Annotated in this window: 20 protein-coding genes; 6 read left to right on the forward strand and 14 right to left on the reverse strand. The window is 73.4% G+C overall.

Annotated features, from left to right (window positions below):
* The coding region (locus ACW0Q9_RS10625; protein ID WP_456180056.1) for a helix-turn-helix domain-containing protein at nt 1–289 on the forward strand (289 nt) is incomplete at its 5' end.
* On the opposite strand, the gene ACW0Q9_RS10630 is transcribed toward ACW0Q9_RS10625, so the two are convergent.
* Both ACW0Q9_RS10630 and lipA read right to left on the reverse strand, forming a co-directional pair.
* Nucleotides 249–1,982: a DUF423 domain-containing protein gene (locus ACW0Q9_RS10630; RefSeq protein WP_456180058.1), complete on the reverse strand. Its 1,734-nt coding sequence runs from the start codon at nt 1,980–1,982 to the stop codon at nt 249–251. The two genes, ACW0Q9_RS10625 and ACW0Q9_RS10630, sit on opposite strands and share 41 nt — an antisense overlap.
* Nucleotides 1,983–2,042: 60 nt before the next feature.
* The gene (gene lipA / locus ACW0Q9_RS10635; RefSeq protein WP_456180060.1) at nt 2,043–3,089 is read right to left on the reverse strand and encodes a lipoyl synthase; all 1,047 of its coding nucleotides are present in this window, start codon (nt 3,087–3,089) and stop codon (nt 2,043–2,045) included.
* Nucleotides 3,090–3,449: 360 nt separating this feature from the next.
* On the opposite strand from lipA, the gene aspS reads away from it, so the two are divergent.
* A complete protein-coding gene (gene aspS / locus ACW0Q9_RS10640) occupies nt 3,450–4,736 on the forward strand; it encodes an aspartate--tRNA(Asn) ligase (RefSeq protein ID WP_456180062.1) in 1,287 nt (428 codons plus the stop codon).
* Nucleotides 4,737–4,794: 58 nt separating this feature from the next.
* On the opposite strand, the gene ACW0Q9_RS10645 is transcribed toward aspS, so the two are convergent.
* The 5 genes from ACW0Q9_RS10645 to ACW0Q9_RS10665 form a co-directional block, all read right to left on the reverse strand.
* The gene (locus ACW0Q9_RS10645) at nt 4,795–5,004 is read right to left on the reverse strand and encodes a lytic polysaccharide monooxygenase (RefSeq protein WP_456180114.1); all 210 of its coding nucleotides are present in this window, start codon (nt 5,002–5,004) and stop codon (nt 4,795–4,797) included.
* A 23-nt stretch (nt 5,005–5,027) separates the two neighbouring features.
* Nucleotides 5,028–5,852, reverse strand: coding sequence for an ammonia-dependent NAD(+) synthetase (gene nadE, locus ACW0Q9_RS10650; RefSeq protein WP_456180064.1), 825 nt, complete (start codon nt 5,850–5,852; stop codon nt 5,028–5,030).
* Nucleotides 5,853–5,869: 17 nt separating this feature from the next.
* Nucleotides 5,870–6,262, reverse strand: a complete 393-nt coding sequence (locus ACW0Q9_RS10655; protein WP_091319942.1) for a VOC family protein — start codon at nt 6,260–6,262, stop codon at nt 5,870–5,872.
* Between the two features lie 3 nt (nt 6,263–6,265).
* Complete coding sequence (gene lipB, locus ACW0Q9_RS10660; protein ID WP_456180066.1) at nt 6,266–6,913, reverse strand: lipoyl(octanoyl) transferase LipB; 648 nt, start codon at nt 6,911–6,913, stop codon at nt 6,266–6,268.
* 167 nt (nt 6,914–7,080) lie between these two features.
* Complete coding sequence (locus ACW0Q9_RS10665) at nt 7,081–8,898, reverse strand: DUF2079 domain-containing protein (protein ID WP_456180068.1); 1,818 nt, start codon at nt 8,896–8,898, stop codon at nt 7,081–7,083.
* 120 nt (nt 8,899–9,018) lie between these two features.
* On the opposite strand from ACW0Q9_RS10665, the gene ACW0Q9_RS10670 reads away from it, so the two are divergent.
* Nucleotides 9,019–9,405 (forward strand): SCO5389 family protein, encoded by a 387-nt coding sequence (locus tag ACW0Q9_RS10670; RefSeq protein ID WP_456180070.1) that lies wholly within the window; start codon nt 9,019–9,021, stop codon nt 9,403–9,405.
* Nucleotides 9,406–9,562: 157 nt separating this feature from the next.
* Nucleotides 9,563–10,771 carry an extracellular catalytic domain type 1 short-chain-length polyhydroxyalkanoate depolymerase gene (locus ACW0Q9_RS10675; RefSeq protein WP_456180072.1) on the forward strand — a complete coding sequence of 403 codons (1,209 nt, stop codon included), beginning with the start codon at nt 9,563–9,565 and terminating at the stop codon, nt 10,769–10,771.
* Nucleotides 10,772–10,796: 25 nt separating this feature from the next.
* Here the strand turns inward: ACW0Q9_RS10675 and ACW0Q9_RS10680 are convergent, their stop codons facing one another.
* The 3 genes from ACW0Q9_RS10680 to ACW0Q9_RS10690 all read right to left on the reverse strand — a co-directional run bounded on the left by ACW0Q9_RS10680 (nt 10,797) and on the right by ACW0Q9_RS10690 (nt 13,219).
* Complete coding sequence (locus ACW0Q9_RS10680) at nt 10,797–11,696, reverse strand: TIGR01777 family oxidoreductase (RefSeq protein WP_456180074.1); 900 nt, start codon at nt 11,694–11,696, stop codon at nt 10,797–10,799.
* Nucleotides 11,697–11,820: 124 nt separating this feature from the next.
* Entirely contained in the window at nt 11,821–12,327 is a 507-nt protein-coding gene (locus ACW0Q9_RS10685) for a DinB family protein (RefSeq protein ID WP_456180076.1), read from the reverse strand.
* 109 nt (nt 12,328–12,436) lie between these two features.
* Nucleotides 12,437–13,219 (reverse strand): alpha/beta fold hydrolase, encoded by a 783-nt coding sequence (locus tag ACW0Q9_RS10690; RefSeq protein ID WP_456180078.1) that lies wholly within the window; start codon nt 13,217–13,219, stop codon nt 12,437–12,439.
* 72 nt (nt 13,220–13,291) lie between these two features.
* Between ACW0Q9_RS10690 and ACW0Q9_RS10695 the strand changes: the two genes are divergently transcribed.
* Entirely contained in the window at nt 13,292–13,816 is a 525-nt protein-coding gene (locus ACW0Q9_RS10695; protein ID WP_456180080.1) for a PadR family transcriptional regulator, read from the forward strand.
* 43 nt (nt 13,817–13,859) lie between these two features.
* Here ACW0Q9_RS10695 and ACW0Q9_RS10700 read toward each other — a convergent pair whose 3' ends face one another.
* The 4 genes from ACW0Q9_RS10700 to ACW0Q9_RS10715 all read right to left on the reverse strand — a co-directional run bounded on the left by ACW0Q9_RS10700 (nt 13,860) and on the right by ACW0Q9_RS10715 (nt 20,060).
* Nucleotides 13,860–14,783 carry an LLM class flavin-dependent oxidoreductase gene (locus ACW0Q9_RS10700; protein ID WP_456180082.1) on the reverse strand — a complete coding sequence of 308 codons (924 nt, stop codon included), beginning with the start codon at nt 14,781–14,783 and terminating at the stop codon, nt 13,860–13,862.
* Nucleotides 14,784–14,876: 93 nt separating this feature from the next.
* Entirely contained in the window at nt 14,877–15,392 is a 516-nt protein-coding gene (locus tag ACW0Q9_RS10705; RefSeq protein ID WP_456180084.1) for a hemerythrin domain-containing protein, read from the reverse strand.
* A gap of 202 nt (nt 15,393–15,594) precedes the next feature.
* Complete coding sequence (locus tag ACW0Q9_RS10710; protein WP_456180086.1) at nt 15,595–15,957, reverse strand: DUF6086 family protein; 363 nt, start codon at nt 15,955–15,957, stop codon at nt 15,595–15,597.
* On the reverse strand, nt 15,954–20,060 hold the full coding sequence (locus tag ACW0Q9_RS10715; protein WP_456180088.1) for a polymorphic toxin-type HINT domain-containing protein: 4,107 nt from the start codon (nt 20,058–20,060) through the stop codon (nt 15,954–15,956). Before ACW0Q9_RS10715 ends, ACW0Q9_RS10710 begins: the two co-directional genes overlap by 4 nt.
* Nucleotides 20,061–20,634: 574 nt before the next feature.
* Here ACW0Q9_RS10715 and ACW0Q9_RS10720 point away from each other — a divergent pair.
* Nucleotides 20,635–20,853 (forward strand): hypothetical protein, encoded by a 219-nt coding sequence (locus ACW0Q9_RS10720; protein WP_456180090.1) that lies wholly within the window; start codon nt 20,635–20,637, stop codon nt 20,851–20,853.
* Nucleotides 20,854–20,865 lie beyond the last annotated feature (12 nt).

Consider the following 20,865-nt stretch of genomic DNA (forward strand, 5'->3'; position numbering starts at 1 on the left):
CCGCCGGGTCGGGCTGCGCGGCGCCGGCCGGCCCGGCCCGGACCTGCTCACCAGCCGCGAGCAGGAGGTGCTGCGGCTGGTCGCCGAGGGGCACAGCAACAGCCGGATCGCCGAGCAGCTCTTCATCTCGCCGAAGACGGCGAGCGTGCACGTGTCCCGGATCATCGCCAAGCTGGACGTGACCAACCGGGTGGAGGCCGCCGCGCTGGCCCACCGTCTCGGCCTGCTCGACCCCCGACACCGCCCGCTCAGCGGCGGGGCAGGTAGATCCGCCAGCCGGCGACGGTGACCACGTCGAGCGCGCCCCGGCCGGGCCCGAGCCGCCGGTCCAGCCGGTCGGCCAGCGGCGACCCGGCCGGGGCCACCCAGGCCGCGTCCGGGTCCGGGTCCACCGCCCGCCGGTACGCCGGCAGCCGGTCGAACCCGGGACGCAGCTCGTCGTCGACCACCGCGCAGCGCACGTCCTCGCCGGTGGCGAAGGTGAGCCGATTGCAGGTCCAGTAGCCGGCGCGCACGTGCCGCACCCCCAGCGCGCCGAGCGTGTCGATGAGCGCCCGGTGCCGGTCGGCCTCCGCGTGGGTGGCCGGTGCGGCCCTGATGGCGCCCGCCGTGGTGACCGCCCCGGTGCCGAGCATCCCCGCCAGCACGGCGATCGCCACGATTCCGGCCGCCCGGAGCCGTCCCGGACCGCCCGCGCCCCGGTCGATCGACTCCATCGCGCCGACCTGGCGCACTCCCGGCGGCTCGGCGGGCCGGGGCCAGAGGCCGGTCCGGCGGGCGGCGGACCAGAGGGGCCAGAGCAGGGCGGGCGCGGCGACCGCCAGGACGGACAGGTAGCGGGCACTCTCGATCGGGGTCCGCCCGGCCGCGCTGCTCGCCGCGTAGGCCGCCAGCACCGCCGCCGCCCCGGCGAGCAGCGCGAGCCGCACCGCCGCCGACACCCTCCGCTCCGTCACGCGGGCGGGCTCGCCTCCGGATCTTGGACAGTTGCCGTTCGTAGCGAACGGAAAGCGTCCAAGATCCGCGGGTGAGAGGGCACGCCAGGCGGTGATCGCCCCGAGGAGCAGCAGGACAAGGAAGACCGGGGCCCACCAGAGCTGCCACCGGGCGCAGTGGCCGGGGGAGCAGAAGCCCAGGGCCAGGGGCGGGCCGAGCACCAGACCGCCGTACAGCCGCTCGCCCCAGCTCGCCGCCGCGTCCCCGCCACTGGCGGCCAGTACCGCGGCGAGCGGGTTGCGGCCGTGCCGGAGGCTGTCCAGCAGCATCGGCGCCGCGCCCAGCAGCAGCGTGGCCGCCACGACCGGCCCCGCCGGGCCGGCCAGCTCCCGGCGCCGCCGGGCCACCAGCACGGCGCCGGTACCGAGGACGTACGGCAGCACCAGCGGGTCCACCCAGAGCAGCAACCCGGAGACCAGCCCCCAGGCCGCCCAGCGGGGCAGCCGCGCCCCCGACCCGCCGTTACAAAGCCCGACGGTGAGCAGGGCCAGGGCCACCCCGGCCGGATTCAGCTCGGGGTAGCCGCCGCCGGCGATGAGCTGGTTCTTGACCACCCGGTCGGAGCCGAGCGCCAGGAAGGCGATCACCAGCAGGCCGAACCAGGGGTCGCCGCCGAGCCGGCGGGTGAGCCGCCAGGACAGGGCGAGGAAGAGCGCGTACAGGGCCAGGGCGGGCAGCCGAAGGGCGAGCGTCGACGGCCCGGCCAGGGCGACCAGGGGCGCGGCGAGGTACGCCTCCAGCGTGCCCATGTACGCCTGCCCGTAGAACCAGACCGGGAAGTCCTCCGCGCGGGCGATGTGCAGGGCGGCCAGCCCCATGGTCGCCTCGTCGCTGTTGGTGGGTGGCGCGTCGGCGAGCAGCAGCGCCAGCCGGTAGCCGACCCCGGCCAGCCCGACCAGCAGGGCGAGCAGCGCCGGCAGCCGGGGACGCCGGGGCGTACGCGGGCGGCTGGCCTCGCGCGGCTCCTGGCGTACCCCGGCGGTCATCCCTGGGATCATGGCATCCGGCGGGTGGCCGGCGGCGGGTGACGCGGCGGACGGCCGGCCTCAGCCGGCGGCCACGGCCTCGTCGCGGGCGGCGAGCGCCTGCTGGTAGAGCCGCCCGGCCCGGTACGACGAGCGGACCAGCGGGCCGCTCATCACGCCGGCGAAGCCGATCTCCTCGGCCTCCTCGCGCAGCTCGACGAACTCCTCCGGCTTGACCCAGCGGGTGACCGGGTGGTGCCGGGGGGAGGGGCGCAGGTACTGGGTGATGGTGATCAGCTCGCAGCCGGCCTCGTGCAGGTCGCGCAGCGCCTGGGAGACCTCGGCCCGCTCCTCGCCCATGCCGAGGATCAGGTTGCTCTTGGTGACCAGGCCGGCGGCGCGCGCCTGGCGGATCACGTCGAGGGAGCGCTCGTAGCGGAACGCCGGGCGGATCCGCTTGAAGATCCGCGGCACGGTCTCCACGTTGTGCGCCAGCACCTCGGGTCGGGCGCCGAACACCTCGGCGAGCTGCTCGGGCACCGCGTTGAAGTCGGGGATCAGCAGCTCGACGCCGCAGCCGGACTGCAGAGCGTGGATCTGCCGGACCGTCTCGGCGTAGAGCCAGGCGCCGCCGTCGGGCAGGTCGTCGCGGGCCACGCCGGTGATGGTGGCGTAGCGCAGGCCCATGGCGGCGACGGACTCGGCGACCCGGCGGGGCTCGTCGGCGTCGAACTCGGCCGGCTTGCCGGTGTCGATCTGGCAGAAGTCGCAGCGCCGGGTGCACTGGTCGCCACCGATGAGGAAGGTGGCCTCCCGGTCCTCCCAGCACTCGTAGATGTTGGGGCAGCCGGCCTCCTGGCAGACGGTGTGCAGCCCTTCGCGCGAGACGAGCCCGCGCAGCTGGGTGTACTCCGGGCCCATCTTGGCCTTGACCTTGATCCACGGCGGCTTGCGCTCGATCGGCGTCTCGGCGTTGCGCGCCTCGATCCGCAGCATGCGCCGCCCCTCGGGGGCGACCGTCGCGGTGCGCGCTGCCTGCTCAGTCGTCGGCGCGGAGTGCTCGATCGTCACAACGCCGAGCGTACGCCGGTCGGCGGCCGTCGATGAACGTCGGGCGACCGCCGTCACGCCCCGAATGATGTGACACCGGACACGAGCCACCAGAAAACCCCGTCACACGAGCCGGGCGCGGGTGCTAGCGTGCCCGGCAGAGCTGCGACGGAGCCGAGTAGCGGGCCGATCCGCCAGCGCAGAGAGCCGCCGGTTGCTGAGAGGCGGTCTGGCGCCGGGCCGCGAAGACCCTCCCGAGCTGCGGGAAGAACGGCGCCTCGGCGCCCAGTAGACCCCGCCGGCTGGCCCCCGTCACCGGGCGACGAACGAGGCCCTCCGCCGAGGCGGAGGGCGAAGGTGTGGTGGCACCGCGAGGCTTCCCGCTCGCCCACACCTCCCTGGGGATCGCGTTGCGATTTGACCGAGGAGGTAACCGCCGTGCAACGCATCCTGTCCTCCCAGCTCAGCCACCATGTCGGCGCGACCGTGCGGGTCGCCGGCTGGGTGCACCGCCGCCGGCTGCTCAAGTCGGTGGCCTTCCTGATCGTCCGGGACGCCGCCGGCCTGACCCAGGTGGTGGTCACCGACCCCGCCGTGCGCGCGGCCGTCGAGTCGCTGCCCGAGGAGACGGTCGTCGAGGTCACCGGCACGGTGGTCGCGAACGCCACGGCCCCCGCCGGGGTCGAGGTTGCCGAGCCGACGGTACGCCCACTCGGCCCGCCCGCCGTCCCGCCGCCGTTCGACCTCTACCGGCCGGCGCTCACCGCGACCCTGCCCACCCAGCTCGACCACGCGCCGACCGCGCTGCGCCACCCGACCCGGTCGGCGGCGCTGCGGATCTCGGCGGCGGCGGTGGCCGGCTTCCGGGCCGCGCTCGACTCCCGCGGGTTCGTGGAGATCCACACGCCGAAGGTGGTCGCCTCGTCCACCGAGAGCGGGGCGAACGTCTTCGCGCTGGACTGGTTCGGCCGGCCCGCGTACCTGGCCCAGTCGCCGCAGTTCTACAAGCAGCTCATGGTCGGCGTCTTCGAGCGGGTGTACGAGGTCGGGCCGGTGTTCCGCGCCGAGCCGCACGACACCGTCCGGCACCTGGCCCAGTACACCTCGCTCGACGTCGAGCTGGGGTTCGTGGCCGACCACCGGGACGTGATGGCCGTGCTGCGGGAGACCCTGGCCGGGATGCTGGCCGAGGTCGAGGCGCGGGCCGGCGGCGCGCTCGCCACCCTCGGGCTGGCCCTGCCCGCGGTGCCCGAGGAGATCCCGGCCGTGCACTTCACCGAGGCGCTCAAGATCGCCGGGGCGCCGGCCGACGAGCCGGACCTCGCCCCGGCGCACGAGCGGGCGCTGGGGGAGTGGGCGCGCCGCGAGCACGGCTCGGACTTCCTCTTCGTCACCGGGTACCCGATGGCGAAGCGGCCGTTCTACACCCACCCGGACCCGGCCCGGCCGGCCCACTCCAACGGCTTCGACCTGCTGTTCCGCGGGATGGAGCTGGTCACCGGCGGCCAGCGGCTGCACCGGTACGAGGACTATCTCGCCGCCCTGGCGGCCCGCGGCGAGCCGGTCGAGCCGTACGCCGGGTACGTGGACGCGTTCCGGCACGGCATGCCGCCGCACGGGGGCTTCGCCATCGGGCTGGAACGCTTCGTGGCCCGGCTCACCGGGGCGGCCAACGTGCGGGAGGTGACCGCCTTCCCCCGGGACCTGCACCGCCTCACGCCGTGAGGGGCTCTCCGGCCCAGGACGCCACTGTGCTGGGCCGGAGTGTCGCGGTCCTGCCGAATCAGACGAAGTTCACGTCACTGCACCACATGTAGGCCTGGTCGAGGTGGGATGCCTGCCAGATGACGAAGACGATGTGGCGCCCGGTGTATCCGGAGGTCGAGACGTTGAAGCTGATGTTCTGCGCCGGCGCGTACCGTCCGGTCTGCGTGATGAAGTCGAGGTTCCCCCACCCGAGCCGCTGGGTGGTGGGAGAGAGTCCGCACCTCAGGACCTTGCGGCCCCGTTCCGGCCCTAGGGCGCGATCGGGAGCTGACGCTTGTGGTCGGTGGCCCGGTAGCGGGCCACCAGCGCCGCCTCCACCTCCGCCGGCACCGGCCGCCCCTCCAGGTAGTCGTCGATGTGCTCGTAGGCCAGGCCGAGCGCGTCCTCGTCGAGCTTGCCCGGGGCCAGGCTCTCCAGGTCGGCGGTGGGCGCCTTGCCGACCAGCTCGGCGGGGGCGCCGAGGGCTTCGGCCAGCGCCCGCACCCGCCGCTTGGTCAGCCCGGTCAGCGGCACCAGGTCGGCCGCCCCGTCACCGTGCTTGGTGAAGAAGCCGGTGACCGCCTCGGCGGCGTGGTCGGTGCCGACCACCAGCCCGTCCGTCGCGCCGGCCACCGCGTACTGGGCGATCATGCGCTGCCGGGCCTTGATGTTGCCGAGCACGAAGTCCTGCTGCGCGGCGTCGCGGAAGGTCAGCCCGGCGGCCACCAGCGCGTCGAGCGCGGCGTCGGCGGCCGGCTTGACGTCGACCGTGAGCACCCGGTCCGGCCGGATGAACTCCAGCGCCGCCTGGGCGTGGTGCTCGTCGGCCTGCACCCCGTACGGCAGGCGCATGGCGACGAAGGTGGCCGGGTGGCCGGCGGCGCGGGCCCGTTCCACGGCGAGCTGGCAGAGCCGGCCGGCGGTGGTCGAGTCCACCCCGCCGCTGATGCCCAGGACCAGCGTGGCCAGGCCGGTGTCGACCAGGCGGTCGGCGAGGAAGACGACCCGGCGCTCGATCTCCTCGGCGGCGTCGAAGGCCGCCGGCACCTGGAGCTCCTCGGCGATCCGCTGCTGGGTCGACATCACGTCGGTCATCGGGGGTTCTCTCCTCGTCAGGCGGGACCGAGCAGGTCCCAGGGGTTGCCGGCCAGGTCGCGGAAGACGGCGACCCGCCCGTACGGCTCGGTGCGCGGGGGCTTCACGAACTCGACCTTCGCCTCGACCATCCGCCGGTAGGTGGCGTCGAAGTCGTCGACCTGGAGGAAGAAGCCGACCCGGCCGTGGGTCTGGTCGCCCACCGCCGCCGCCTGCCGCTCCCCGTCGGCGCGGGCCAGCAGCAGCCCGGTGCCGCCGCCCGGCGGGCGGACGACCACCCAGCGCTTCGGCCGCCCGTCGTTGGTCAGCGAGGGCTTGTCCTCCACGAGCTCGAAGCCGAGCACCTCGGTGAAGAAGGCGATGGCCGGGTCGTAGTCGGCGACGACGAGGGTGACGAGATCGATCCGCACCCGCTAGTCCTGGACCGTGACCAGGGTGGGCAGGTGCCGCTCGACCACCGGCAGCACGTCGGCGACCGTGATCGGCCGGCCCAGCTCGGCGGTGAGCGAGGTGACCCCGGCGTCGCGGATGCCGCACGGCACGATCCGGTCGAAGTAGCCGAGGTCGCAGTCGCAGTTGATCGAGAAGCCGTGCAGGGTCACGCCCCGGGCCACCCGGATGCCGATGGCGGCCACCTTGCGGGCCGGCCCCCGGTCGTCCTCGGGCACCCAGACCCCGCTGCGTCCCTCGACCCGCCCCGCGGCCAGCCCGAACTCGGCGCAGACGTCGATCAGCAGCTGCTCGGTGCGCCGGACGTACGCGACCACGTCGACCGGGTCGGGCAGCTTCACGATCGGGTAGCCGACCAGCTGGCCGGGCCCGTGCCAGGTGATCTTGCCGCCACGGTCCACGTCGATCACCGGGGTGCCGTCCATCGGCCGGTCCCACGGCTCGGTCCGCTTGCCCGCGGTGTAGACGCTGGGATGCTCCAGCAGCAGCACGGTGTCGCCCTGCTCGCCCGCCACCACGGCCTCGTGCAGCCGGCGCTGCTCGTCCCAGGCGGCCTGGTAGTCGAGGAGGCCGGCACGGACGGCGGTCAGCCCGGAAGTCGTCACGCTCACGCGTCCAGCCTAGTCCCGCCGCTGCGGGGCGACCCGCGTGAGCCTCGTCGCCATTCTCCGCCGCGGACCCGCGTCGCCCCCGCCGGGACCCGTCGATCTTGCAGTTACGGCCGCCGTTTCGCGGCATTCGCCCCCGATGCCGGGGCGCCAAGTGCAAGATCGCGGGGTCAGGGCTTCGGGACGCGCCAGAGCCAGACGTCCTCGACCCGCTCGGGTGGGCCGAGCAGGGCGGTGGCGGTGCGGCGCACCGCCTCCTCGTCGACGTCGAACTTCGCGCCGTGCACCCGGTCGGCCAGCACCACCGTCTCGACACCCCAGTAGCGCAGGTCGGCCCGGGACTCCCGGATGCTGCCGTCGGTGATGATCGGCACCAGCCCGGTCCGCCCGGCCTGGTCCACCAGCGCGCTGAAGGTGCGCGGGACCGGCCCGATCCGGCCCCGGCCGTCCGGCCCGCCCGGGCCGAGGAAGAAGCCGGCCGGGATGCGGAACTCGCCCTGCCGGTGGGCCAGGGCGTACGCCTGCCAGCGCTGGCCGTCCGGGTAGATGTCGACGGTCAGCGGCAGCGGGGTGAGCACCCCGCCGGGCGAGACGTAGCGTTGCCAGGCGCCGCTCGTGATGAATGTCGGGACCGGCTCCCGGACGCTGGTCAGCAGCGGGGTGGGCAGCAGCGGCAGCAGCGCGGCGACGAAGCCGAGCGCCCAGACCAGCTCGGTGGAGCGGTGCCGGGGCGGCCGGGCGCGCAGCGCGTCGACCGCGTACGCCAGCAGCAGCCCGATCACCGGGGCCACCACCAGGGCGAGCCGGGCGGGCAGCGCCGCGTTGACCACCGGCAGGTTGTCCAGCACCCCGAACGGCAGCAGCTGGTCGGTGCGCCGGCCGTTCCACTTGGCCGTCGGCCCCCAGGAGAGCACCGCGAAGACCAGCGCGGTCACCCCGAGCGCGGTGAGCGTGGCCCGGAACGCCGCGTCGGCGCGCCGCCAGAGCAGGACGAAGCAGGCGACGGCGAGCAGCAGCAGCGGGATCCCGAAGAAGGAGTTCTCCTCGGTCGGGTTGGGCGCCAGCGAGGTGCCCAGCCCGGCCCAGCCGGCCAGGGACCGGCGCGGGTACGACCCGTACGCGGCGATGTCCTCGGAGTGGATGAGCGGGTCGAATCCGGTGCCGTGGAACCGCTGCGGCCCGGCGAAGTGCAGCCACAGCGGGTAGGCCAGCAGCACCCCGGCGACCAGCGCGGTCACCCCGAGCCCGCGCAGGAAGCCCGGCAGGGCGGCGCGCGCCTCGGCCCGGCGGGCCGGGTGCAGCGCCCACACCAGCAGGAACAGTCCGACCGCCAGCGCGGTGAAGAAGAGCCCCTCGGCGGCAATCGAGAAGGCGACCGCCACCAGCACGCCGAGCACCACCCCGCCGGCGATCGCGCGCCCGGGACGGCGCAGCCGGAGCACGCCCCAGACGAGCAGCGGCACCAGCCAGCCGGCGGTCCAGTTCAGGTGCGCGTTGGCGTGCGACACCATGGCCGGGCAGTAGGCGATGAAGAGCGCGCCCACCCCGGCGGCCAGCCGGCTGGCGACCAGGTGCCGGCTGAGCAGCCAGTACCAGGCCACCGCGGTGGCGGCCAGGTTGAGGGTGAGGATCACCAGGAACGTCGCCGGCGGCCCGATCAGGTACGTCAGCGGCGCGAAGACCACCGCGTACGCGGTGATCGAGGTGTTGACCGCGAGGTTCACCCCGTCCGGGACGTTGATCAGGTGGGTGAAGAGCGGGTTCTCCCCGTGGGTCACGGCGTGCCCGCCGAAGGCCAGCAGCCACTCGAAGAGGGCCTGGTCGCTGGAGTTGACGGTGATGGTGCGGGTGTTCGGGTCCCGCCACATCCCGCTGGTCACCCAGAGGGCCAGGGCCACCGCGGCGACCACCAGCAGCAGGTCGGCGCGCCGGTTGCGGGCGGCGGGCGCGGTCGACCGGCCGGTAACCGGGGACGGGGAGGACGGCACGCAGCGGACGTTACCAACCGGACCTGGACACGCCGGTCAGACACGGAACCTTGACCGCTTGTTGGAAATGACTTCCAATTGCATCGAGTCGCGCGCTGGCGCGTACCGATTGGAGGAGAGATGTCCCTCGACGTACCCACCGCTCTGCTGGAGCGGGCTGAGGCGGGTCAGGTCGACGACGCCGAGTTCGTCGACTGTGTCCGCCGGTCCCTGCCGTACGCCTGGTCCGTGGTCGCCGACGTCGCGGCGCGGGCGGCCGGCGGCGACATGGCCGAGCACGCGGTGCCTCCGCCCGGTGAGGCCGAGCGCGGGCAGTTGCTGCGCGCGCTGGCCAGCGACGCCATCCGGGGCGGCCTGGAGCGGCACTTCGGCGTGACCCTGGCCTTCCAGAACTGCCACCGGGTGGCCGCCTTCCCGCCGGCCCTGGCCGGCGGCCCGGCGCACCGCGAGTTCGTGTCGCCGCTCGCGCAGATCCGCAACCAGTCGCCCGAGCTGCGCAACTGCTGAGGGCTCGGCGGGCGGGGCCGGCCGGCGCGGCCCCGCCCGCACACTTCGGCGTTCGTGAATGTGTGAGCGGCGGCCATTCCGGGGGCGTGAAACACGGACGTAACGTCGCGGCAACTCGGGGGTGACCCAGTTCACAATTCGCCGTCAGGAGGCCGCCGTGCGCCGCTCCTCATCCCTTCTCACCCGCCTCGCCGGGGTGGCGGCCGGGGTCGTCCTGGCCGCCGCCGCCGTCCTCGCCGCCGCCCTGCCCGCCCAGGCCGCCACGCTCACCCAGGTCACCGGCTTCGGCTCGAACCCCGGCAACCTCGCCATGTACGCCTACCGCCCGGACGGCCTGCCGGCCAACGCCCCGGCGGTGGTGCTCCTGCACGGCTGCACCCAGAACGCCTCGACCTACTTCACCAACTCCGGCTGGCAGAAGTACGCCGACCAGTGGAAGTTCGCGCTGATCGTGCCGCAGCAGCCCTCGGCCAACAACGCCAACTCCTGCTTCAACTGGTTCGAGACCGGAGACACCGCCCGGGGACAGGGCGAGGCGCTGTCGGTCAAGCAGATGGTCGACTACGCCAAGGCCAACTACTCCGTCGACGGCAGCCGGGTCTACGTCAGCGGCCTGTCGGCCGGCGCGGCGATGAGCGCCGTCATGCTCGCCACCTACCCGGACGTCTTCGCCGCCGGCTCGGTGATCGCCGGCATCCCCTACCGTTGCGCCACCAGCATGACCAACGCCTTCTCCTGCATGAACCCCGGCGTCGACAAGACCCCCGCGCAGTGGGGCGACCTGGTCCGCAACGCCTACGCCGGCTACACCGGCAAGCGACCCCGGGTGGCCATCTGGCACGGCACCTCGGACACCACCGTCGCGCCGCTGAACGCCGCCGAGTCGCGCGACCAGTGGACCAACGTGCTGGGCGTGTCGCAGACCCCGACCAGCACCGCGTCGCTGCCGGCCGGCACCAGCCTGGAGGTCTACGGCAGCGACCAGGTGCGGCTCTACCGGGTCTCCGGGATGGGCCACGGCACCCCGGTCGACCCGGGCTCGGCCACCGACCAGTGCGGCACCGCCGGGGCGTACTTCCTGGACACCATCTGCTCGACCTACCGGGACGCGCTCTTCTTCGGGCTGAACGGGGGCGGCACGCCCAGCCCGACGCCGACCGCGACCGCGTCGCCCTCCCCGACCCCGACCACCGCGCCGGTCTGCGTCACCGCGAGCAACTACGCGCACGTCACGGCCGGCCGGGCCTACCAGTCCGGCGGCTACGCCTACGCGCTGGGCAGCAATCAGCGGATGGGCCTCTACAACACCTTCTACACGAGCACCCTGAAGCAGACCGGTCCCGGTTACTGGGTCATCGGCTGCTGACCGCGCCGTCGTCGCCCTCGCCGGCTCAGTCGGTGAGGGCGGCGTGCAGCGCGCCCGGCAGGTCGGGGTGGGTCCAGGTGAAACCGGCCTTGCCGAGCACGCCGGGGAGGACCCGGGTGCTGGTGAGCGCCTCGTGGGCGAAGCCGCCGAGGGCGACCTTCAGGGCGACCGCCGGGATCGGCATGATCGCCGGCCGGTGCAGCTGGCGGGCCAGCTCCCGGGTGAACTCGGCGTTGGTGACCGGGGCCGGACCGACCACGTTGACCGGACCGGCGAGGTCGTCGCGGGCCAGCAGGAAGGTCACCGCGTCCAGCCAGTCGCGCATGGAGATCCACGGCAGCCACTGCCGGCCGTTGCCCAGCTTGCCGCCGACGCCCAGCCGGAACGGCAGCAGCTGCGGCTTGAGCATGCCGCCGTCGCGGTGCAGCGGCAGCCCGGTGCGCAGCCGCACCACCCGCGCGCCGGCGTCCTCGGCCGGACGGGTGGCGGCCTCCCAGACCCGGCACACGTCGGCCAGGAAGCCCTCGCCGGCCGGCGAGTCCTCCTCGACCGTCCGGTCGCCGGTGTTGCCGTACCAGCCGACCGCGGAGGCGTTGAGCAGCACGGCCGGCCGTTCCTCGGCCGGCAGGCCGGCGATGGTGATCGCCAGCGTGGTGGTGCTGTCCACCCGGCTGGAGCGGATCAGGCCCTGGTACGCGGCGTTCCAGCGCTTGTCGCCCACCCCGGCGCCGGCCAGGTTGACCACCGCGTCGGCGGCGGCGACGACCTGCGGGTCGAGCTGCGCGGCGGACGGGTTCCACTGCCGCTCGTCGGGGGTGCGTGGTGCGCGGCGGACCAGGCGGGTGACCTGGTGCCCGTCCGCGGTGAGCCGGTCGACCAGTCGGGTGCCGAGGAAGCCGGACACTCCGGCCATGAGGATCCGCATGTCCATATCTTCGGATACGGATGAGGATCTGGATGCGTTGAGCGAAATCACTCACTCGTCGTTCGCGGCTCTTGCCCGCTGACCTTCCCGGCGCTACGCACCGGGCGGCGGCGTGAGTCGGGGTTCACTCCCCGGTCCGGCCGTCGATCGCCTCCCGCAGGATGTCGGCGTGCCCGAGGTGGCGGGCGTACTCGTCGGTCATGTGGGCGAAGATCCAGCGCAGCGAGTGCGTGCGCCCGGTGCCGGGGTGGCGGCCGACCGCGTCCAGCGGGCGCTCGGCGGCGATCCGGCGCGAGACGGTCACCTCCGCCCGCCACAGCGCGAAGGTCTCCGCGCCGGTGGCTGCGGCGACCTCGGTGAACGGGGCGTCCGGGTGCACGGAGAGGTCGAAGAGGTCCCCCGGGAAGGCGTCGGCGAGCACCGCCTGGAAATACCACCGCTCCACCGTGGCCAGGTGCCGGACCAGGCCGATCAGCGACAGGCCGGACGAGGGCACCGGCCGCTGTCGAAGTTGCGCGTCGGTGAGCCCCGCGCACTTGCGGACCAGGGCGTCCCGCTGGAAGTCCAGGAAGGTCTCGAGCAGCGTCCGTTCGTCCACGGTGGGCGGCAACGCGAATCGTTCATCGATCACCGTCCGGATCGTACACGCGTTCGACGCTCGATGGGTCGACGCCGGCTCGGTCGACCCGGCTCGTCCGGATGCGGCGACGGGCCAGGCAGGTGGGACCGCTGGAGCCGTTTCAGTTCGGGCCGGCCAGTGCGGCCGCCACGGCCAGGGCGAACCGCACCGGGTTGTCGACCATGATGTTGTGGCCGCAGTCCGGAATCGCCACCGCGTCGACACCCGCGGCCGCCAGCCGGTCCGCGTCGAACCGCGGCCCGTCGGCCGCCGGGTACAGCAACGTACGCGGCACGGTCAGTCTCGCCAACTCCTCGCGCGGGCCCGGGGTCGTGCCGCGGAGCAGGCTCAACGCGGTGCGGTAGAGCCCCTCCCGTCCGGCCAGGCGCATCGTGGCCGCCCACTCCGGCCCGACGAACGCCAGCGTCTCGTCCCAGCCGTGGTCCAGGAACTCCCGCTCGGTGTGGTAGACGCCGATGCCCGAGGTGCCCGGCCGCTTCGCCGTCGGCAACGTCTCCACCGCGTCGAGGGCGGGGTCGACAAGCACAAGCCGGCGTACCAGCCGGGGGTGACGTGCCGCCAGCAGGACCGCGACGGCGCCGCCCGCACTGTGCGCGATCACGTCGGCGTCCTTCACCGCCGCCTGGTCCAGCGCGTCCGCCAGCAGGTCCGCGTGCATGTCCAGGGTGTACGCCGCGTGCGCGGGCCGATCGCTGATCCCGAAGCCCAGCAGGTCCATGAGCAGTGAGCGGTGCCCGGTCAGGGCCGGATGTGCAACGGCTTCCGCGTAGTAGGGCGCGGAGCTGGCACCGAGTCCGTGCAGGTAGACGCGGGTGGGTTCGGTGCCGGGCAGCTCGGCCCAGCGGATGCGGGAACCGTCCGGGGTCACGATGGCGCTGTGCATAGCGCCGAATATACCTCGTAGTCGAGGTATCAAGGTAAGAGGGTATATCGGGTGGGGGGTATGATCGGGGCGATGTTGGAACTCGCGATCCTCGGATTCCTCTACGACGAGCAGCTGCACGGCTATGACCTGCGTAAACGCATTGCCGCGCTGACCGGGCACGTGCGCCCGATCGCCGACGGCACGCTCTACCCGCTGCTCAAACGGATGGAGGCGGCCGGGCTGCTGACCCGCGAGCTCCAGCCCGGCCGGGTGGCCGCGCCGCGGCACGTGCTGTCGCTGACCGCCACGGGCCGCCGGGCCCTCCTCGACCGGCTGCGGGAGCCCGACGACCTGTTCATCACCGACGAGAACCGGTGGTTCACCCTGCTCGCGTTCCTGCGCCACCTCGACGACCCGGCGGCCCAGGCGGCGGTCCTGCGGCGGCGCCTGACCTTCCTCACCCAGCCGGCCAGCTTCTTCTGGGACGGCGACCGGCCGCTGCGCGCCGCCGACTTCGACGACCCGTTCCGGCAGGGGCTGTTCACGATCGCGACGGCGACGACGCGCACCGAGCTGAACTGGCTGCGGGAGACGATCGCGGATCTCGACGGCTGACCGCTCGTCCCGTGGCGCCGCCACCCCGGCGAGCCGGAATTGATCAGACGATGGCGGCCGCGCGGGGGAGCAGCGGTGCCAGGGCGTCGACGGCGTCGGCGCGGACCACGAAGCGGGTGATCCCCCAGCGCCGCCGGTGCTCCGCGACCGCCGCGACGATCTCGTCGGGGGTGCCGATGAGCACGAACGGGGTGGCGAGCAGGTCGGCGACGGCCAGCCCCGTGTCGGCGGCGATCGAGGCGGCGGCGGCCTCCGCGTCGTCGGTCACGGTCACCTGCTGCACCAGGGCCTCCAGCGCGGGCGGCTCGTCCCGCCCGGCCGCCCCGGCCGCCACGTGCGCGAGCTGCGCCTCGATCTGGTCGGCCCGCCAGCGCACGTCGTGGGCGTGGCCGTCGGCGAGGGTACGCCCGAAGCCGGTCAGCCCGACCACGTCGGCGTGCGCGCCGGCCCAGCGCAGCAGCGCAGAGTTGGCCGTGCCCATGGTGAGCGGGACCCGGTCCCGCACGGGGCGCAGTTCGGTGAGCCGCGCGCCGCGCGCGGCCAGCTCGGGGGTGTCCACGGTCACCTCGTGCCCGGCCAGCAGGTCGCGTACGGCCTCGGCGACCGCGACGCAGCGACGGACCCGGGCGGCGACGTCGGGGCGTTCGCGTCCGACGGCCCGCCACTCGGCCGGGGTGTGCCCGGCGCCGAGGCCGAGCCGGGCCCGGCCGCCGGAGACCACGTCCAGGGTGGCCACGTCGGTGGCGAGCAGGATCGGCTCCCGCACCCCGGCGTTCGAGACGTACGAGCCCAGGCCCAGCGTCGAGGTCACGGCCGCCGCGGCGGCGAGCGCCACGAACGGCGACGCGCCGTGACCGGGGTGGTCGGCGGCCAGCAGCGCGTCGAAGCCGGCCGCCTCGACCCGGCGGGCCAGGTCGGTCCAGCTCGTCGCGTCGGTCGGCCGGGCCTGCACGGAGAAGATCGCCATCGGCCCAGCATTCCCGTGTCATGGCCGTCCGGGCCAGCCCGGACCCGCCGATTCTGCTGACCGGCGAATCCGGGCCGACGGTGGCCTCGATGGTTACGCGGTCTCCGTCCGTTCGAGAATGTCCCCGGTCCCTGGTGGCGTGAGGCCGAGCAGTTCCACGGGTTCACCCGCCAACCGGTTCAACGCGGCGACCAGTTTGCGCTCCTCGTAGGTGAAGTGCGACTCCAGCAGCGCGGCCAGCCCGTCCAACTCGGCCCGGACGGACCGGCCGTCGGCCGCCTCGACGAGCAGGGCGTCGACCCGGCGCAGCAGGTCGGCGACGATCCGGTGGTCCGCGCTCAGCTCGGCCAGCACGGGCCGCAGCTCGGGCGCCTGCTCGGCCAGGACGCGGAACGCCCCGCCGTCCTCGCCGGTGTGGTGCCGGTCCAGCGCCGCGCAGAACCCGACGCAGTGCGCGCGCAGCTCCCGGGAGAGTGCGGCGCCGCCGCCGTCGGGGGAGTCGAGGCTCGCGCGGAGCCGGGCCAGCTCCTCGCGGAGCCAGTGGTGGATCTCGATCAACTGGGTGCCGAGCGCGGTCAGCCGTCCGCTCGGTGGGTGGGATGGGTGCACATGGTCCCCTGCTGCCCCGCGCCTCCATGCCCACGGCGGCCTTCGTGCCGGATGCACCGCGACGCTGCCGAGATTCTAGCCGTACCCCTGCCGGCTGGCTGTCCGGTGGAGGAGTGCCGGGGGAGGGCCGAGGGCCGATTCTCCGTCACGGTGAACCGGCCCTCGACGATCTTCAGATGCCCATCGCAGATGAGCAGTCTCCCTAGGTGGGCATGGTGCGTTCGAGTGCGGCCGCCTCGGTCAGCAGGGCGTCGAGCACCTCACCGCCGGCCGGCAACGGCTGCCCACCAGCACGTTCGAGCAGCACCAGGGAGACCACCAGGACGCCACGCAGCAGGTGCGACAGCGCGGCGTGGCGACCCCCGTTGTAGAACCGCCAGAGGTGCTCCACGAAGGTCGCGAACCTCTCCGGATCGAGGTCGCAGGTGCCGTTGCGGCGAGGGACCAGGCCGGACGGAACCTCGACAAGGCCGGCCACCAACTCGGCCTGACCGAGGTACAACTGGCCGACCCGGAGGGCGGGATCCCACACCGGTGCCTCGGCGGTCTGAAACGGGTAGCTCATGAAGCGAACTCAATCTTCCACTGGACTCCGGCGTCCTCGGCCAACTGCCTCAACCTGTCCGTGATGACCTGGCGGGTCTTTGAATCAATCTTCTTATTGGTGAAACGGAATCCGATGACGGCGTCGCGGTAATCGGGCGGCAGGAGCGTCCGACACTTCAGATATTTAGCGAACTTCCCGTCGAGCTCCTTGGCCAGCCAGTCGGTGTCCCCCCACCACGGGATCCCGCTCTTGAGTTCCCACAGCTCGCCGTTCTCGATGCTGTCGATGTCGGTGACGATCTTTCCGGTGGCCGGATCGATGACATCGTACTCGGTCTCACCGTCCAGGCAGCCGCCCACGTTGTGGACCAGCAGCGTCGTCGAGCCCGCGGCCACGTAGTAGGTGTGGATCTCGGCGACGGTCAGGTTGTGCATCACCTGCCTGCCGGGGTAGGTGCGGACGCCGGTCACCCGGACCGGCTCGCCGGTCGTGGTGCGCAGCGTGCTGCCGACCCGCAGCTCGGCGGCGTCGACCCAGCGCCGGGAGTCCGAGGTCCAGAACGGATGATGCGGTGTGGTGTGCACGGTCGTTGCCGGCCCCGTGCGGGGCGCGACGGTCACATCGGTGAGGACCGTGTCGGTGTTGCTGATCAGCCTGGTCACCGGCTGGGCGGCGGTGACACCCGTGGTGGGATCGGTGGCCAGGACGCGGTCGCCCACCCGTACGTCCGCGATGGGCTTGCTACCGCCGTCGGCGAGCACCACCGGGGTGTCGGCCGAGAAGCTGTTCCCGGTGAGGCATGACCTGAGCCGCAGCTCCTGCCTCGCCTTGTTCGCCGCCTTCAGGTCCGCCTCGGCCTGTTTCGCCGCCCGGCTGATGGCGTAGAGCTGTTTGGCGGCCTTGAAGCCGGCGCCCACGAGCTTGGCGAGTCCGGCGAAGAGCAGTGACTCCAACACCAGGGTGCCGAGGTTGAGCAGGGTGTCGGCCAAGCCCTGGTCGCCGTTGATGAACTTGTAGATGTTGAGGCCGACCTCGCCGATGGTCACCAGGGTGCCCAGGACGATGCCGCACACCACGGTCGCGATGCAGCCGATTCCGAGGGCGGCGGCGACCGGGATCAGGGTGGCGGTGATGCCGTTGATGAGGTGGGTGAGCAGCGTCAGCGTCTGTCCACCCCGGAAGTCGGGGTCCAGGACGGAGGCGAGGCAGTTCTTGTTGAGCTGGCTGCCCTCGGGATAGATGCTGCAGTACGCCGAGTTGGTGTAGGCCCGTTTGGCCAGCTCGGCGGGGTCGGCGATGACATTGCGAATGCAGGTCGCGGCCCACTCACCCTGGGTGCCGTTCAGCAACTTCTCGAAGTCCGACGCCGGACCCATGGCGTACTCGGTGTGGCACTTGGCGACCTCCAGGCCCTTGGCCGCCTCGTACTCCTTGTAGGCCTCGTTGGCGGCGGCGACCGCCTCACCGGCGCTCTTGCCGGCGGCGATGGCCGAGTCGTACGCGCGTTTCGCCGAGGCCTGCGCCTCGTTGGCGGACTGGATCGCCTGTTCGTGCGAGGCGACCGCCCAGGACGCGGAGCGGATCGCACTCCGCGCCGAGGCGGACGCCCTGGTCGCCGCGTCCTTGGCGGTCTTGACCGCCGCCTCGGCCTTGGCCACCGACTGGCTCGCCTGGTCGGCATACTGGGCGGCCTTCGCCGCGTAGCCGGCAGCGGCCTGCGCGGACTGGGCGGCCTGGTCGGCGTAGTTCGCCGCCGCCTCCGCGTCCTTGCGGGCCTGCGCTGCGACCTTCTGCGCCTCCATCGCGTTCTGCATCGCGGTCTGGGCGATTCCGTTGATGCGCTGGACGAGACCGGCCACCACCGCCAGGTGCGCTGCGGCGTCCTGGTCCCGCTCGGCCGCGGCGTACCGGCTCTCCTTGAGGAACTGCTGCAGTCCGGGCGGAGGCCCGTCCAGAGCGATCTGCGCGGCGGCCTTGACCTCCGGGCCGCTGTCCGCGCTGGCCATGATCGCGTTGACCTGGATCCGCTGCCCGACGGCGGCGGCGGTGTACTGGCCGGAGGCGATGAACGCCCGCAGCTTCTGCCCGTCCTGGGAGTCCAGGGCCTCCTGCGCCTTCTGGGCCAGGTATACGTCCCCGGAGTTCTTCGCCGCGTAGAGGATCTGGTTGACCTTGAGCCGGTCCTGTGTGTACCGGCCGGAGTAGTTCTGCGTACGCAGGAACTCCGACACCTGCGCGTCACTGCCCTTGAGCGCCGCCAGCGCCGCATCACGCAGTCCGATGTTGTCGGTGACCGCCAGATCCCGCACCGCGACCCGGTCGTCCTGCCCGGCCGCCTCCGCGATGCCGGTGCGCACGAACTCCATCACCTGCGCGTCGCTGCCGGACAGCGCGGCCTGGGCAGCCTTCCGGGTCCAGGCGCCGGACGCGCTCGACAGGTGCAGGGCGACCTTCCGGGCGGCACCGACGGCGACGGCGGGGTCGGTGGCCGGGCTCGTCGCCTCGGCGATGAGCCGGTTGGTCTCCGCGTCGCGCTGCTCGGCCTGCAGCGCGTCCCACTTGGCCGCCGCCTGCGCCTGGTCGTACTTCGCGCTGGCCTGCCGAGCCGCCTCGACGCCCTCGTCCTGGGCCACCGCGATGCGCTCCGCGTCCGCCGCCCGCGCCGCGTTGTACACCTCGATCGCCTGTCCGGCGGTCTCGACCGCCGCGTTCGCCGCCGCGGTCGCCGCGTTCGCCGCCTCACTCGACCGCTGCGCCGCCATCGCGGCGTCCCCGGCATGATCCGCCGCCTCGATCGCAGCGGCGGCCGCCTCCTCGGCGTGCTGTGCTGCTCGGTTCGCCGCGTCCCGTGCCTTGAACGCCGCCTGCGCGGCGATCTCCAGGTAGCGCTGCGCCGCGTCCGCCGCCCGCAGCGCCCGGTCCGCGTCCGCCCGCGCCTGCTTGGCCGCTGCCACCGCCTCCGACGCGTCCGCGCCGGCGGCGTTCGCGTACGTGGTCGCGTCGTCGTTGGCGTCAGCGGCGAGCTTCGCCTGGTACGCCGCCGAGCGGGCGGCCTCCAGGGCGTTCATGCCCGCCTGGATCGCCTGACCCGCCAGGTGCGCCGTCGTGGCGAAGTCCCGCGACAACCTGGCGTTGTCCCGCGCCTCCTGCGCGGTGATGCGCGCCGCATCGGCCTTCGACGCGTCGGTCGCCGCCAACGCCGCCGCGTTGTACGCCCTGGTCGCCGCCCGCTCCGCCTGCGACGCCGCCGACGCCGCGCGCTGCGCCGCTGCCGCGGCCGCTCGCGCCGCCCGGTTCGCCGACGCCGCCGCCTGCACCGCCACCTTCGCCGCTGCTGCGGCCTTCTGCGCGGCCACCGCCGCCCGCTTGGCCTGCGCCGCCGCTTCCTTCGTGTCGTTGCGCGCCGCGTTCGTCGCGGCGGCCGCCTCCTGCGCCGACCGCTTGGCCGCCTCGGCGGCCTCCTTGGCCCGCGCCGCCTCGTCCACGGCCCGCTGGGTCTCCTGTGCCGCCAGGTCGCCCTGCGCCTGCGCCTGTGCCTGCAGCGCGGTCAGCGTCTCCGTCTCCTGGTCGCGGGCCGCCGCGACCGACCAGCCGTAGTCCAGGAACGACTCCAACGCCTCCGGCGTACCCGCGTCGAGCGCCTTCTGCCCGGCCGCCTTCACCTGCGGGCCGCCCGTGGCCATCGCCTGGTTGACCCGCACCCGCTGATCCGTCAGCCACCGCGACTGCCAACCGGAGTCCACGAACTCGCGCCACACCGACGGGTCCGCCGAATCCAGCGCCTGCTGCGCGGCCGCCTTCACCTGATCGCCGCCGGCTGCCATCAACTGGTTGACGCGCACCCGGGCGTCGGTGTCCGACGGCTGCCGCCAGCCGCTGTTCAGGAAGGTCGACAGGGCATCCGGGTCACCAGCGTCCGCCGCGTTGAGCGCCTGCTGCGCCGCCGCCCGTACCGCCGGCCCGGCCTCGGCGATCACCGACACGACCGCGTCCCGGTTGTCCAGTTGCTGTGCCTGGGCCCAGCCGTCGCTCAGGAACGCCCGGATCTGCTCATCGGTGCCGACCAGGGCCAACTCCGCGGCGGCCCGCACCTTCGCGCCACCGTTCAACCACGCCTGCACCACCGGCGTCCGGTCGGCTGGCGGGGGTGGCGGGTCCTCCGCCCGGGCCGGATTCGCCGGTAGGAGACTGACCAACAACGCCAACGCCGTGAGGCACGCCACGACGGCCTGCCGCCAACCGGCCCCCTGGCGCCGCGCCAGTGGCACGACGCCCGCGGACGATCTCAGAACCATGCCTACTCCCCGTGGAAAAGCGCGCCGCCCGTTCGGTGGGCGGCGCGGCGACGACAACCTGGACGGGAGGCGGCCTCAGTGGACTGGCGAGGTGCACGAGCCCGGGGGCGCACCCGACGGGACCGTGGACGCCATCGGATCGGCCCGTCGGTGGACGGCCTCTCTCTGCGGTCGCATCGACGACTCCTGCCCCTGAGACCAACCTCGCCGCCCGGCGAGGCGACGACGCGAGCGCGTACATGAATTTGCGGCGCTCGATGTCGACTGACCGACACGCTACAAGTGCGCCCCGTGACGCCGCTGTCCCCAATAATGTGTCCGGCGTCACATCGGCAGCCGGAAGGCCCCCACGGGGTCCCCGCCGACGTCATGTGTGCGACACGAGCCACGAGGGTGACCGATGAGCACCGGGCAGGTGGAGGTGCAGGCGGGGTGGAGCTATCTCGGCCAGTACGACTTCGACACCTCGGACGTCATGGCGGTGGGCCGGTCATTGAGCGATTTCGAGCCGGTGCCGAACGCCCGGATCGTGCGCCCGCTGGCCGACATCGTCGGGGCGGTCAGGGCGTCACGGGACGACCTCGCCCGCCGCTTTCCTGCGGGGGCCACGGGCCGGTGACCGCTGTCCGGC

The organism is Micromonospora sp. I033, assembly GCF_053890995.1.